Annotated in this window: 19 protein-coding genes; 17 read left to right on the forward strand and 2 right to left on the reverse strand. The window is 38.7% G+C overall.

Annotation, left to right across the window (positions count from 1 at the left end; translation table 11 throughout):
- The 13 genes from FIT61_RS00925 (at position 1) to xerD (ending at position 9322) form a co-directional block, all read left to right on the forward strand.
- Positions 1-387 carry a biopolymer transporter ExbD gene (locus FIT61_RS00925; RefSeq protein WP_244925197.1) on the forward strand — a complete coding sequence of 129 codons (387 nt, stop codon included), beginning with the start codon at positions 1-3 and terminating at the stop codon, positions 385-387.
- 8 nt (positions 388-395) lie between these two features.
- Positions 396-1187 (forward strand): TonB C-terminal domain-containing protein, encoded by a 792-nt coding sequence (locus FIT61_RS00930; RefSeq protein ID WP_244925198.1) that lies wholly within the window; start codon positions 396-398, stop codon positions 1185-1187.
- Between the two features lie 7 nt (positions 1188-1194).
- Positions 1195-2478: a Tol-Pal system beta propeller repeat protein TolB gene (gene tolB, locus FIT61_RS00935; RefSeq protein WP_244925199.1), complete on the forward strand. Its 1284-nt coding sequence runs from the start codon at positions 1195-1197 to the stop codon at positions 2476-2478.
- A gap of 23 nt (positions 2479-2501) precedes the next feature.
- Positions 2502-2999, forward strand: coding sequence for an OmpA family protein (locus FIT61_RS00940; protein ID WP_139882644.1), 498 nt, complete (start codon positions 2502-2504; stop codon positions 2997-2999).
- A gap of 14 nt (positions 3000-3013) precedes the next feature.
- The gene (ybgF, locus tag FIT61_RS00945) at positions 3014-3790 is read left to right on the forward strand and encodes a tol-pal system protein YbgF (RefSeq protein WP_139882646.1); all 777 of its coding nucleotides are present in this window, start codon (positions 3014-3016) and stop codon (positions 3788-3790) included.
- A gap of 98 nt (positions 3791-3888) precedes the next feature.
- Entirely contained in the window at positions 3889-4473 is a 585-nt protein-coding gene (queE, locus tag FIT61_RS00950; protein ID WP_244925220.1) for a 7-carboxy-7-deazaguanine synthase QueE, read from the forward strand.
- Positions 4463-5134: a 7-cyano-7-deazaguanine synthase QueC gene (gene queC, locus FIT61_RS00955; protein ID WP_139883908.1), complete on the forward strand. Its 672-nt coding sequence runs from the start codon at positions 4463-4465 to the stop codon at positions 5132-5134. The genes queE and queC overlap by 11 nt, the downstream gene beginning before the upstream one ends.
- Positions 5135-5249: 115 nt before the next feature.
- Positions 5250-5765 (forward strand): acyloxyacyl hydrolase, encoded by a 516-nt coding sequence (locus FIT61_RS00960; protein WP_187351810.1) that lies wholly within the window; start codon positions 5250-5252, stop codon positions 5763-5765.
- A 282-nt stretch (positions 5766-6047) separates the two neighbouring features.
- Positions 6048-6578, forward strand: a complete 531-nt coding sequence (gene rpsP, locus FIT61_RS06825; RefSeq protein ID WP_139882652.1) for a 30S ribosomal protein S16 — start codon at positions 6048-6050, stop codon at positions 6576-6578.
- Positions 6579-6632: 54 nt separating this feature from the next.
- Positions 6633-7112, forward strand: a complete 480-nt coding sequence (rimM, locus tag FIT61_RS00970; RefSeq protein WP_187351811.1) for a ribosome maturation factor RimM — start codon at positions 6633-6635, stop codon at positions 7110-7112.
- A complete protein-coding gene (gene trmD, locus FIT61_RS00975) occupies positions 7113-7880 on the forward strand; it encodes a tRNA (guanosine(37)-N1)-methyltransferase TrmD (RefSeq protein WP_187351812.1) in 768 nt (255 codons plus the stop codon).
- Between the two features lie 16 nt (positions 7881-7896).
- The gene (gene rplS / locus FIT61_RS00980; RefSeq protein ID WP_244925200.1) at positions 7897-8343 is read left to right on the forward strand and encodes a 50S ribosomal protein L19; all 447 of its coding nucleotides are present in this window, start codon (positions 7897-7899) and stop codon (positions 8341-8343) included.
- Between the two features lie 52 nt (positions 8344-8395).
- On the forward strand, positions 8396-9322 hold the full coding sequence (gene xerD / locus FIT61_RS00985; protein ID WP_139882655.1) for a site-specific tyrosine recombinase XerD: 927 nt from the start codon (positions 8396-8398) through the stop codon (positions 9320-9322).
- On the opposite strand, the gene folB is transcribed toward xerD, so the two are convergent.
- Complete coding sequence (gene folB, locus FIT61_RS00990) at positions 9319-9681, reverse strand: dihydroneopterin aldolase (protein ID WP_139882657.1); 363 nt, start codon at positions 9679-9681, stop codon at positions 9319-9321. The two genes, xerD and folB, sit on opposite strands and share 4 nt — an antisense overlap.
- Before the next feature lie 52 nt (positions 9682-9733).
- On the opposite strand from folB, the gene plsY reads away from it, so the two are divergent.
- Positions 9734-10324, forward strand: a complete 591-nt coding sequence (plsY, locus tag FIT61_RS00995; RefSeq protein WP_139882658.1) for a glycerol-3-phosphate 1-O-acyltransferase PlsY — start codon at positions 9734-9736, stop codon at positions 10322-10324.
- A gap of 3 nt (positions 10325-10327) precedes the next feature.
- Here plsY and tsaD read toward each other — a convergent pair whose 3' ends face one another.
- Entirely contained in the window at positions 10328-11326 is a 999-nt protein-coding gene (gene tsaD, locus FIT61_RS01000; protein WP_139883910.1) for a tRNA (adenosine(37)-N6)-threonylcarbamoyltransferase complex transferase subunit TsaD, read from the reverse strand.
- Between the two features lie 120 nt (positions 11327-11446).
- Here tsaD and rpsU point away from each other — a divergent pair, with 120 nt between their 5' ends.
- The 3 genes from rpsU (at position 11447) to dnaG (ending at position 13943) form a co-directional block, all read left to right on the forward strand.
- Positions 11447-11659, forward strand: coding sequence for a 30S ribosomal protein S21 (rpsU, locus tag FIT61_RS01005; protein WP_028818016.1), 213 nt, complete (start codon positions 11447-11449; stop codon positions 11657-11659).
- A gap of 10 nt (positions 11660-11669) precedes the next feature.
- Positions 11670-12113: a GatB/YqeY domain-containing protein gene (locus FIT61_RS01010; RefSeq protein WP_139882660.1), complete on the forward strand. Its 444-nt coding sequence runs from the start codon at positions 11670-11672 to the stop codon at positions 12111-12113.
- Positions 12114-12191: 78 nt separating this feature from the next.
- A complete protein-coding gene (gene dnaG / locus FIT61_RS01015; protein ID WP_139882662.1) occupies positions 12192-13943 on the forward strand; it encodes a DNA primase in 1752 nt (583 codons plus the stop codon).
- Positions 13944-13978: the final 35 nt, after the last annotated feature.

The following is a 13978-nucleotide window of genomic DNA, read 5'->3' on the forward strand; positions in this document are numbered from 1 at the left end:
ATGCGTAAACGTCGCTTAATGAATCAAATCAATGTCGTGCCTTATATTGATGTGACATTAGTTTTACTCGTCATTTTTATGGTGACAGCGCCTATGACAAATCCAGGAATAGTGGAGCTCCCTGAAGTTGGTGAAACTTTAAAACAAACCGGTGCACCTATTGTCATCACAGTCAAACTGAATAACACGATTGAGATTGAAGGGGAAATTTATACGCGCGATCGATTATTGAGTCATGTGCAGTCTTTAATTAAAACAACCCCTGATCGAGCGCTTGTGATTGCAGCTGATAAAAATGTGAAATATGACGAAGTCATCAGCCTTATGGATTTATTAAAGCAAAACAATGTCTCAAAGGTAGGCTTACTTTTAAAGCCACAAAAATAAATTAAGACGTGATTCGACCCCAAGAAAAAATCATAGCGAAGCGATCTGCGATTTATGCAGTGAGTGTGCATATTGTTTTAATGCTCATCATGATTGTCAGTTTTGAATGGAGAGTGAAGTTACCTCAAGTGGCTGAGGTCGAGTTATGGGATGCTATTCCACAGCCAAACGCTAAAGCAGTTGAAGCGCCTCCAGTTGAAAAGCAAGTTGAATTAGAGCCTCCTAAGCCGGCCCCTAAACCCTCTAAAGTAGAAGAAATCATTAAGTCACTTACAAGTGATAAGGCTGAGATTAGTTTGAAACAAAAAAAAGAAGAAGAGGAACGTAAAAAAGTAGAAGATCAAAAAAAGAAAGATGATTTGAAGAAAATTCAGGAAGAACTTTTAAAGCAAGATCAATTAGCCAAGCTTCAGCAGGAGTTATTACAAGACAAATCAAAGCCTTCATTAAATCGTCATGAAGATATGAAACAATCAAATGTTAATCCTACCGAAGGGGGCGCTAAATTAGGTGAAATAGATAAATATAAATTATTAATTCAACGAAAAATTCAGCAGAATGTGAATAAGCAATTGTGTGGCACAAGCTCTGTCGAGCTTCAATTCGAAATTAGCCTAATGCCAACAGGCGAATTGATTGGCAATCCTAAAATGTTAAAATCAAGCGGTATGCCTGTATGCGATGAATCGGTTGAGCGCGCTATTTTTCAATCACAACCTTTACCGGTACCCACAGATACCGATTTATTTTCGAAATTTAAAAATTTAAAACTTAACTTTAGACCCAATGAAAAAATATAATTTAAGTATGTTAAAAATATTCAAAGCATTTATTTCTTTATGCCTATTTTCTCTCATAGCACAACATGCATGGGCGATTGAAACGATTGAGATTTCCGGAGGTGGTACGAAACAAATCAATATTGCAGTGATGCCATATAAGGAAGTAGTGACAGACAAAACGAATAGCCGTATGCATCAAATTATTGCAGCTGATCTTTATCGTTCTGGATTTTTTAGACCCTTAGATATTAATGGATTAATTAATAAACCATCTGTACTGAGTGAAATTAATTATCCTGAAATGACTGCGATTGAAGCGCAAGTAATGACGCTAGGCCAGGTTGAAATCAATAACAATCGTTTAAAAGTGAATTGGTTTTTAGTGGATGTGAATAAAAAAACTATTTTAACGACGATGGAATTTTCAGGGCCTGCTGCGCAATACCGTGCCATCGCGCATAAAATTTCTGACATCATTTATGAAAAATTAACAGGTATTCCAGGGGTCTTCAGTACTAAGATTTCTTATATCTCAAAGAATAAAGGCCGCTATTCTCTAAACGTGGCAGATGCGGACGGATTTAATATTCAATCGGTAGTGGGCTCCCCTCAACCTTTAATTTCCGCAAGATGGTCACCCGATGGCACTAAATTCGCTTACGTATCTTTCGAGAAGAAAAAGCCAATTATTTATATTCAATCTTTAGTGACAGGCCAAAGAACAGTATTAGCCAACTTTAAAGGGAATAATAGCTCCCCTTCATGGTCACCTGATGGGAGACGTTTGGCGATTGTTTTAACTTATAACGCAAACTCACAAATTTATTTAATCGATGCCGACGGCTCTAATTTAAAACCTCTTATCCAGAGTGCGCATATTGATACAGAGCCTGTATGGTCCCCTGATGGCAGGTGGATTTATTTCACATCGGATCGTGGGGGTCGAGCGCAAGTGTATAAGGTGTCATCAAGTGGCGGTGAGCCACAACGTGTATCCTTTGAAGGAAACCAAAATTTAAATCCTAATGTCTCACCCGATGGGAAAATGCTCTCTTATGTGACGCAAGATGAAGGTCGATTTAGAGTGGCCTTACATGATTTACAAACAGGACAAATTACGAAAATTACTGACGGCCCTTTTGATGAGGCACCTAAGTTTTCACCCAATGGGCATGTGATACTATATGCACATAAGATCAACGGATCAGGCGAACTTTCTACCGTATCGATTGATGGCGTCGTTCGCCAATCATTCAATATTCATGCCGATGATATTAGAGAGCCTGCTTGGGGACCTTTTGTAAAATAAATTAACTTATGGAGATTTGGAAAATGAAAAAATCACTATTACTTTCAACCTTACTTTCACTATTTTTAGTGGGTTGTAGTTCAACGCCGATTAACGATGCATCAAAACCTAATAGCCCATCTGCATCAGTTTCTGATGATGAAAAAGATCTCGATTTAGCAAGCTTACGTGACCCTAATAATATTTTATCGAAACGAAGCATCTACTTTGATTACGACAAAGATGCGGTGAAAGCTGAATACAAAGATCTCGTTGAAGCTCATGCTAAATATGTGGCTTCACATCCAAAAGCAAAAATGACTTTAACAGGTAACACGGATGATCGCGGTTCACGCGAATACAATGTGTCATTGGGCCAAAGACGTTCTGTGTCAGTTAAGAAATCTATGAACGTTTTAGGTGCGCAAGATACACAAATCGAAACAGTGAGTTTTGGTGAAGAGCGCGCAGATACCAATTGTAAAGATGATGCATGTTATGGAAAAGATCGTCGCGTCGATATCTCTTACGAAAAAGAGTAAGCATTCATACTTTAATGAAAAAACTCATTCTTTTAGCGTGTTTATTTGCAGTACCAGTTCACGCGGCACTTTTTGAAGATACGGATGCAAGAAAAAAACTTCAGGAGATGCAATTAAAAGAAACAGAGTTAGATGCCCGCATTGTAAGTCTTGAGGCTGTCATTAAAAGTGGCAGCCTCAACGATATGCTTAATCAAATCGAATTAATCAAACAAGATGTTTCTAAACTTCGTGGTGATTTGGAAACACTTCGTCATTTAAATGCTACTGTTGAACAGCGTCAGAAAGATCTTTATCAAGATTTAGATGGCAGACTTCGAAAGATGGAAGAAAAATCAGTTGCAAGTAATCCCGTTCCATCTGGAAAAGTTACAGAGGCTCCTCCGCTTCCTGAAGTCAAACCGCCATCAGATCAAGAAATTTATGATGAAGCGAATCAGCTTTTAGAAGCTATGAAATATAAAGAAGCCTTTCAAGCCTTTACTGATTTTATTAAGCAATTCCCTCATAGCGCGCTATTGCCTGATGCTAAATATGCTTTAGCGAATACACAATTTAGTTTAAAAAATTACAAAGCGTCCCTTGGTACTTATCAAAAATTATTGGATCAACATCCGGATTTTATAAAAAACCCAGAAGCTTTATTAGGTTTAGCCAATGCACAAATTCAATTGGCACTTATTCCCGAAGCCAAGAAAAGTCTAAAGGATTTGATTAAAAAATATCCTAAGAGTGATGTGATTCAAAATGCACAAAAGCGTTTGAAGGTTTTAGAAAGCATTAAGCCCTAAAATTTTTATATCTTAAATTTTTTAGTCCTACATTCCTCAACGTGACACAACTTAAAATCTTTGAAATTTTTTATTCACTACAAGGTGAATCTTCTCGTATGGGATTACCTACGATATTTATTCGCTTAAGTGGGTGTCCGATGCGCTGCCATTATTGTGATACAGCTTACGCTTTTCAAGGTGGATCCATGATGGACATCGAGGACATCATGGTATCCATCAAAAAATATGACACGCGCTATGTCACAGTCACAGGAGGTGAACCGCTGGTGCAAAAAGAAGTGCTTAAGCTTCTTAAGACTTTAGCTGATAGTAATTATGAAGTGTCGATTGAAACTGGTGGTGGACTGTCTATTAAAGAAGTTGATCCTCGCATTAAAATTATTTTAGATATCAAAACCCCGGAGTCAGGTGAAGAGAAAAAAAATCACTGGGAAAATTTAGATATCATTGATTCAAAAGATGAAATTAAATTTGTACTTTGCAGTCGTGAAGATTATGACTGGGCTAAAAAAATACTTGATCAATATAAACTCACAGAAAAATGTAGTGTCTTATTTTCTCCTGTGTATCAAAAACTCAATGCCACTGATTTAGGAAATTGGATTTTGAAAGATCAGCTCCATGTGCGTATGCAAATTCAATTACATAAATTACTCTGGGGAGAAAAACCTGGTGTCTAAGGCAGTCGTGCTTTTATCAGGGGGTCTTGATTCGGCAACCACGTTAGCCATTGCGAAAAATGAAGGTTACGAATGTTATGCTTTGAGTATCAATTATCACCAGCGCCATATTGCGGAACTCGAAGCTGCTAAGAAAATTGCTCAGCAGTTTAAAGTGAAAGATCATAGAACGGTTGAGATGGATTTAAGTTGGATGCTCACTTCAGCGCTTACTAATCCTGATTTAAAAGTACCAACCGAATTAAGTTCTCATATCCCGATTACTTATGTGCCCGCGCGAAATACTTTAATGCTCAGTTTGGCTCTCGGTTGGGCAGAAGTCATCGGTGCGCATGATATTTTTATAGGGGTCAATGCCGTGGATTATTCAGGTTACCCTGATTGCAGACTCGAATATATTGAGCAATTTCAGAAAATGGCTAACTTGGCGACCAAATCAGCTGTAGAAGGTCAAAATATCCAACTTCACACGCCGTTGATTCATCTATCTAAAGAAGCCATTATTCTTCAGGGTATGAAATTAGGCGTAGATTACGGTTTCACTGTTTCATGTTATCAGGCTGATAAAGATGGCCAGGCTTGTGGTGTTTGTGATTCTTGTCGTTTAAGGCAACATGGCTTTAAAGCGGCTGGGATGGATGACCCCACCTCTTACCAATAAACCAAAAGAGACTTTAAATTTTTCTTTTTGTAAGTAACTCAAAAAGATGTAAAATTCCGCTATGAAAAAACAAATATTACTTTCCTGCCTTTCCCTATATTTAGCCCCCCATTTATTGTGTGCTCAAGAGAGCAATGGATTAGGTATTGATAGCGTCTCAATTGAAGCTGGAAGTTCGTTTAGCGATAAAGATAAAGATACAAATATGGGACGATTGGGCGTTCAGTGGAACTGGAATGAACCATTATATAAAAACAATAGTATTGTTTTAAAAGGATATTGGGATGCAACCGTTGGCTATTGGCATACAGAAGATTCAGCTGGTACGCATAGCGTTGGTGACTTTGGTATTACTCCTGTTTTAAGACTTCAGGCGAATGGGTCAGAAAAATTTGTGCCTTATGTGGAGCTCGGCATAGGAGCCCATTATTTGACAGAAAAAACTATTACTCAAAATAAACAATTTAGTACAAATTTTCAATTTGGGGATCATATAGCTGCTGGTATTAAATTTGGCGAGCATGATGCATTTGCTATTGCTTATAGACTTCAGCATCTCTCCAATGCTGGAATAGATCATCCTAACCCTGGTATAAACTTCCATCAAATACGTCTTGAATATAATTTTTAAAGCTAATCATTTCTTAATTTTTTGATTTTATTCTCTAAGGTTCTGTTTCCTAAGCCTAATTTATCTGCTGACTCTAACTGCCTCAACTTCTGAGCAATTTAGAGTTTTTTAACGTAAGGCTTTTTCAAAAGGTTAATTTAAGTCAGTGAATGACGCTTTTTCGATTTTATTTAAAGCTAGTCTTGCTTCGGCAAAGTAATTTTGCTTGCCAAACATGCCAAAAATAGCGTAAAATCCGCCCCTTTCTTAAGAAAATTTTTAACTAATTGAAGAGTGTAAATTATGGTAATTATTCGACTTTCTAGAGGCGGTTCAAAAAAGACCCCTTTTTACAATGTAGTAGTGGCAGATTCAAGAAATCGCCGCGATGGACGCTTTATTGAGCGTATTGGTTTTTATAATCCAATGGCTAAAATTGGCACCGAAGCACTTCGTATTGATAACGAACGTGTGACACATTGGAAAGGCCATGGCGCTCTTCTTTCAGATTCAGTGAATCGCTTAGTGAAGTTACATTTAAAAGGCCCAGAAGCAATTGTGGCTTTAAAGAAAAAAGATGCAGACAAAGTAGAAGCTAGAAAAGCTAAAGAAGTAGCTAAAAAAGCTGAAGAATTAAAAGCAGCGATGGACGCTAAAGAAGCAGAAGAAAAAGCGAAAGCAGCAGAGGCAGAAGCCGCAGCTGCAGCAGCGCCTGCTCCAGAAGCAGCACCGGTTGAGGCAGCAGCAGAAGCAGCAGCTCCTGAGGCAACGCCAGAAGCAGCTCCAGAAGCAGCTCCAGCTGAGGCGACTGAACCACCAGCTGAAAGCGCTTAATGTTTTGATTCACTTGTTGTTACAAGTGATATGAGTGAGGTAGAAAAATTTATCATGGCACGCATCAGTGGGCCATATGGTGTTAAAGGTTGGATTAAGATTCAGCCCTTCACGGTAGATATCCATCAACTTCTCAATAAAAAAGAGTGGCTTATTGGAGATGAAAAATCTTCGATATGCTACTCAATCGAAACATCAAAAATACACGGCAATGGTATTGTCGCTAAGCTAGTGAATGTGGATGATCGAGATGCGGCATTTGGGTTAAAGAATAAAACGATTTTAATACCCAAACATGAGTTACCCGCTTTAGAAAAAGGCGAATATTACTGGAATGATTTGATGGGGCATGAAGTCATCAATCAACAGAAAGAATATTTAGGTGTCGTTCAGACTTTTCTTGAAACGGGAGCGAACGATGTTTTAGTCGTTAAGGGCGACAAAGAATATTTAATCCCTTTTATTCCGCATGTGATTGTCAATGTGGATATGGCAAAAAAAGAAATTGAAGTCGACTGGGATAAAGATTTTTAAATGAAATCCTTGTCTTTTGATGTGGTGACACTTTTTCCTGAGATGTTTCAAGCATTGAAGGATTTTGGCATTACCTCTCGTGCATTTCATGAAGCGTTTGTTGATTTAACTTTATGGAATCCAAGAGATTTTACAAATGATGCACATCGCACAGTGGATGACAGGCCTTATGGCGGCGGCCCCGGCATGCTTATGATGATTGAGCCTTTGAAGAAGGCCATCGATGCTGCTAAAAAAGCGCAAATGAATAAAGGTATTCAAGATGTTCGAGTGATTCATTTATCCCCAAGAGGATTACCACTCACACATCAAAAAGTGATGGAACTGTCAAAAGCTTCAGGACTCATTTTTTTAGCGAGTCGTTATGAGGGTGTAGATGAGAGGCTGATTGAAAGTAGTGTCGATGAAGAAATTTCAATTGGCGACTACGTATTAAGTGGCGGGGAATTACCTACCATGGTCGTGATGGATGCCATTATTAGGCAACTACCAGGCGTGTTAGGAGATGATAATTCGGCTATTGAGGATTCGTTTGTGAATGGCTTACTTGATTGCCCTCACTATACGAGACCAGAAGTGTATGAAGGATCTAAGGTGCCGGATGTATTATTATCGGGTAACCATGCTAGAATTAGCGCCTGGCGATTACAGCAATCGTTAGCGTTAACCAAGGTCAGACGACCTGATTTGTGGGCCGCAAGGCTGTTGACTAAAGAAGAGACTCGGCTGCTTGAAGCAATAGATAAGCAGGAACAAGACTCTATATAACTAAAAGGAACGGATTATGGCAGATATTATTCAATTATTAGAGCAAGAAGAAATTGCTCGTCTAGGTAAAACCATCCCTAACTTTGCACCAGGCGACACAGTCGTAGTGGGTGTGAATGTAGTCGAAGGTACAAGAAAACGTGTACAGCTTTACGAAGGTGTTGTGATTTCAAAAAGAAATCGCGGTCTTAATTCAGCTTTCACAGTGCGTAAGATTTCATCTGGTGAAGGTGTTGAGCGTACATTTCAAACTTATTCTCCACTCATCGCTTCAATCGAATTAAAACGTCGCGGTGATGTTCGCCGTGCAAAACTTTACTACTTACGTGAGCGTTCAGGTAAATCTGCACGTATCCGTGAAAAATTAGACGCACGTGAAAAAGAAATTATTCAAGACATTCCAAAAACAGAAACACCAAAGGCGGTAGCGCCTGAGGCAGCTCCCGATAAGGCAGCTGAGTAATTTAAAAAGCCCCGCTAAAGCGGGGCTTTTTTATTTGTGTTAATCTTTTTGTATGGTGAAGAAAACACGAGAGCCCGTTGTAATTTCTGATGACGAAAAAAAAGTTATCGATCAATTCATTGATCATTTATGGCTTGAAGATGGTTTAGCTAAAAATACTTTAGAAAGTTATCGTTTTGATTTAATGCAGTTCGCAGATTTTTTAAATCGCGATATCAAAAAAATATTATTAGAGGCTCATCAAAGCGACATTCAAGCTTACCTTGCGAATAAATTTAGCCATGTAAAAGCGAGAAGCATTTCAAGATTGATCGCAACACTTCGACGCTTCTATCGTTATCACGTACGTGAACGTCGTATCCATGAAGATCCGACACTTCATATTGAAGCACCAAAATTACCGAAGTCACTCCCTAAAAGCCTAAATGAAATTGAAGTGGAATCGCTTTTAAAAGCCCCTGAGATTGCATCCCCTTTGGGCCTTCGTGATCGCGCGATGTTAGAGCTTCTTTATGCCTGTGGTTTACGCGTGACAGAACTGATTAGCTTAAGAGTGACTGAAGTGAGCCTCACTGACGGTGTGATTCGTGTGACAGGCAAGGGAAGCAAAACAAGATTGGTCCCCATGGGAGAAGTTGCTGTTGAATGGATTGATCGTTATTTAAAAGAAGCGAGGCCTCATATTCTTAATCAACATGTGTCAGATGATTTATTTGTAACACAACGTGGAGAATTAATGACGCGCCAATCATTCTGGCATTTAATTAAACGCTACGCCTTGATCGCAGGCATTCAAAAAACATTATCTCCGCATGTATTGCGACATGCCTTTGCAACACACTTACTTAATCATGGTGCAGATTTGCGGGTGGTTCAAATGTTATTGGGGCATGCAGACATTTCGACAACACAAATTTATACACATGTGGCACGCGAACGTTTAAAGAAACTGCATGAAACCCATCACCCTAGAGGTTAAGTGCGAACACCCTTTTCAAAAATTACCCCCACAGCTTTTACTTGAGGCAGGATTTGAGGTTTTGAAATTTTAAGTTTCATCCAAGGAGCTTTGAATTCTTTTTCTAGTGTTTCAATGATGCGATACGCTAAAGGCTCTAATAATTTAAATGTATGATTTGATGTGATCGATTTAATGCGTTCAGCAACAAGGGCATAATCAATGGTATCTGTGATCAAATCAGAATTGGCTGAAGTGATTTGAGGTAAAGTCATTTCAAGATCAATGAGCAGCGTTTGAGGAAGTGCGCGTTCCCAGTCAGAGACACCGATAATAGTTTCAACTTTCATCTCTTCTATAAAAATAAGTGGGGCCATCATGAGTGCTTCAAAAAATTGTAAAATAGAGTTTTCATTATAAAGTGATTTTCAAATGATGAATGTGATTTACCTTCTTTTTAGTTATCTCATCGGTGCCATTTCATTCGGTATTATCATCAGCCATATTTTTTCTCTGCCTGATCCTCGAACTATTGGTTCTAAAAATCCGGGCGCAACGAATGTTTTACGAACCGGAAAAAAATTAGCAGCTTTACTCACTCTTTTAGGTGATGCTTTAAAAGGTGCTTTAACAGTCGGTTTGGCGCAATATTTTGAATTACCATCCCCTATAGTGGGATTCATTGCGATTGCAACTCTCATAGGACATATCTTTCCTATTTATTATGGCTTTAAAGGCGGCAAGGGCGTTGCTACAGCAGCAGGCATTCTTTTTATGTTTTCGTGGATCATGGGGCTTATAGTATTGGCCATATGGCTCGGCGTATTTTTTATTTGGCGTTATTCATCACTAGCGGCCATTCTTGCAGCAAGTTTATCCCCTGTAATTGGCTTTTTTTATAAGATTGATTTTTATGAGTTGATCGCAACATCCATCATCGCACTCATTTTAATTTTGCGTCATATTGAAAATATTAAACGTTTAATTGATGGCACTGAATCAGGTTTTAAAGATAAGAAATAGTTTTTAAGCCAATTGCCATCTGGGCTTGACTGAAAAACCAAGATCACGCTTTAAAGAAGTTTCTAATCGCATTGCGCCTGCAAAAGCAATCATGGCACCATTGTCTGTACAAAACTCTAAGCGAGGAAAAAATACTTCATAATTTTTTTGAGCGAATTCACTGACCAACTTTTGTCGTAATTGTTTATTAGCCCCGACACCGCCTGATACAACAAGCTTTTTTAAACCTGTTTGATCTAAAGCATGAAGACATTTTTTAGTTAATACATCGGTGATTGCTTCTTGAAATGCAAATGCGACATCTGCTTTAATTTCATCCGTTAAATTTTCTTGCGCACGAATAAGATGTAGAACCGCTGTTTTCAATCCACTAAAACTAAAATTTAAATCTTTGCTATGAATAAGAGGTCTCGGTAATTCAAAATGAGGTTTTCCTTTTTCGGCGAGAAGAGATAGAGCTAAACCACCCGGATATCCTAAACCTAATAATTGTGCAGTTTTATCAAAAGCCTCACCTGCGGCATCATCTAAAGTATCGCCAATAATTTCGTATAGACCCATTTTTTTTACATGAATAATTTGTGTGTGACCCCCTGAAACTAGAAGTGCTAGAAAAGGAAAGTTGGGTGCATTTTTTTCCAATAATGGGGCTAATAAATGACCTTCTAAATGGTGGATCGGGATAGTAGGAATTTGAAGCGAAAAAGCTAAGGCTTCAGCAAGTGAACTTCCGACCAATAAGGCCCCGGATAATCCCGGTCCTTGGGTGTAAGCGATCGCATCCACATTCTCTTTTTTATGTCCCGCATTCTTAAAAAGACTTTCAAGTAATGGCAAAATAAGCCTAATATGGTCTCGAGAGGCCAATTCAGGGACCACTCCGCCGTAAGCCTCATGAAGGTCGACCTGAGAATGAAGGGTATGGCCTAAAAGGCCTTTTTCACTGTCAAAAAGGGCTAATCCAGTCTCATCGCAGGAGGTTTCAATACCAAGGACTAACATGGGTTTAAGGCTCAAAAAAGATTGATAAATGAATAGATTAGCATTAAAATAATGGACTTTTCCAAAATTCCATTTGGAAAAAAACACACAAAAACGCATTATTTAAAATAAGAGAGTTTAATGTCAACAGTACGTGTAAAAGAAAACGAGCCATTCGACGTAGCACTTCGTCGTTTCAAGCGCTTAATTGAGAAGACCGGCCTTATTAACGACTTACGTGCGCGTGAGTTCTATGAGAAGCCAACATGGGAACGTAAACGTAAAGCTGCTGCTGCAGTGAAGCGTCAGTACCGTCGTCTTCGCAATCAAATGCTCCCCCCAAAATTATTCTAATTTTTTTAAGATGTCCTTAAAAGTAAAAATTACTGAGGACATGAAAGAAGCTATGCGCGCTAAGGACGTTGTTCGCCTTGGCACGATTAGACTTCTTCAATCAGCTATTAAACAACGTGAAGTCGATGAACGCATTGAATTGACCGATCAAGATGTGATGGCTGTCATTGAAAAAATGTTAAAACAACGTCGTGATTCCATTGAGGCTTATGAGTCCGCAGCAAGGCAAGATTTAGCGGATGCTGAGAAAGCTGAAGTGGTAATTTTGCAAAGTTATCTTCCGAAAGCTTTAACTGATGAAGAAGTGGGCGCCATTCTAGATGCTGCGATTAAAGCCACGAATGCCACAAGTATTAAAGAGATGGGTCAAGTGATGGCGATCGTAAAACCCCAAGTCGTGGGTCGAGCAGATATGGGTAAATTATCTGTGCTCATCAAACAAAAACTCGGTTAAGAACTCAATATAAAAATTTAAAAAAATGATGAAGGAGCTTAAGGCTCCTTTTTATTTTTAAGCTATGATTAAACGCATATGATTCCAGAGTCATTCATCCAAGAACTTTTAAATCGCGTCGATGTGATCGATGTGATTGATAAAAGTGTGCCTTTAAAAAAAGCAGGCAGTAACTATGTTGCTTGCTGTCCCTTTCATCAAGAGAAGTCACCTTCATTTACAGTAAGTCCTTCTAAACAGTTTTACCATTGCTTTGGATGCGGTGCACATGGATCTGCTTTAAGTTTTCTCATTGAATATCAAGGCATGAGTTTTGTGGATGCGGTGGAAGATCTTGCTAAATCAGTGGGCTTAACTGTCCCACAAGATACACAAAAAATTTCACCTGAAGTCAAAGAAAAAAATTTAGCTTTAGGTGAGGCATTACAAATTGCTTCTCAGTATTACCAAAGTGCTTTAAAAAAATCAGAACGCGCGATTGAGTATTTAAAAAAACGTGGGCTTACAGGACAAATTGCTAAAACATTTCAATTGGGTTACGCACCTGAAGGTTGGCAAAATTTAGAAAGCGTCTTTAAAAAATATGATGACGAAGCGCTGAATATAGCAGGACTTGTGTTAAAGAATGATCAAGGTAAACGCTATGATCGTTTCCGTGATCGCATCATGTTCCCGATTCATAATATGAAGGGTGAAATCATTGGCTTTGGTGGACGTGTCATTAATCCTGAAGATACCCCTAAATATTACAACTCACCTGAAACGCCACTTTTTCAAAAGAGCCAAGAGCTCTATGGACTTTTTGCAGCACGTCGATCCATTCGTGAAAAAGGTTGTGTGCTTGTCGTTGAGGGCTATATGGATGTGGTAGGTCTTGCGCAATTTGGTGTCATGAATTCGGTTGCAACATTAGGTACTGCCACATCTGCATTTCATATTAAAAAGTTAATGCGTCAAACCGATACGATCATCTTTTGTTTTGATGGCGACAATCCAGGCAAAGCCGCAGCATGGCGTGCCATGATGAATGCGCTTCCAAGCTTGAACGATAAAGTGGTTTTGAAATTTTTATTTTTACCTGAAGAGCATGATCCCGATAGCTTCATTAGAGCGCATAGCAAAGAAGCTTTTGAATCGATGATGCAAGATGCGATGCCGCTATCACAATATTTAGTGCAACACCTAACTGAAAAAAATCATTTAGCCACTCAAGAAGATAAAGTGAAATTTCTTAATGAAGCAGAACCGATTTTAAAAGAAATCACAGCCCCTAAATTAAGCTTACTTTTACGTAAGCGTTTTGCAGAATTACTTCATTTAAATGACAAAGAAATAGATCAATTGCTTCATGTGGCACAACCTCAAGTGCAAAACAATAAAACGAATATCAAAACGAAGGGTAAACTTCCTTCTTCAGTGAAACGTAAATTTATCCTGCTGCTTATTTTAAAGCCTCAGCTTGCTATCACGGAGGATTTGGATTTGGCCCAAAGCGATAGTTTTGAAGACGATTTACTTAAAAAAGTCTTAGGGTTTGCTTTAAATCAACCGGAATCGAAACCTTCTTCCATTCTTCATGGTCTAAAAGCACAAGTGGATAGTGTCATCATGGATTTGGTGCATGAAGAATTGACTCATTTTGATGATCAGATCCATTTTGAGTCTGAAATTGAGGGGGCTAGAATGACATTGCTAGAGCAGGGGAAAGCTTCTAAAACCAAAGCCCATTTTAGTGCTTTGAAGGATAAGCCTTTAAGTAGCTTAACCGAAGAAGAAAAAGCGCACCTTAAAACCCTTACGCAAAGACCCAAAACACCCCCTAAAACTTAAGCCTTTCGTTGACCAAAAAGCCTCTTTTTGGTACA

This window comes from Candidatus Methylopumilus rimovensis (assembly GCF_006364615.1).
Taxonomy (GTDB): Bacteria; Pseudomonadota; Gammaproteobacteria; order Burkholderiales; family Methylophilaceae; genus Methylopumilus; species Methylopumilus rimovensis.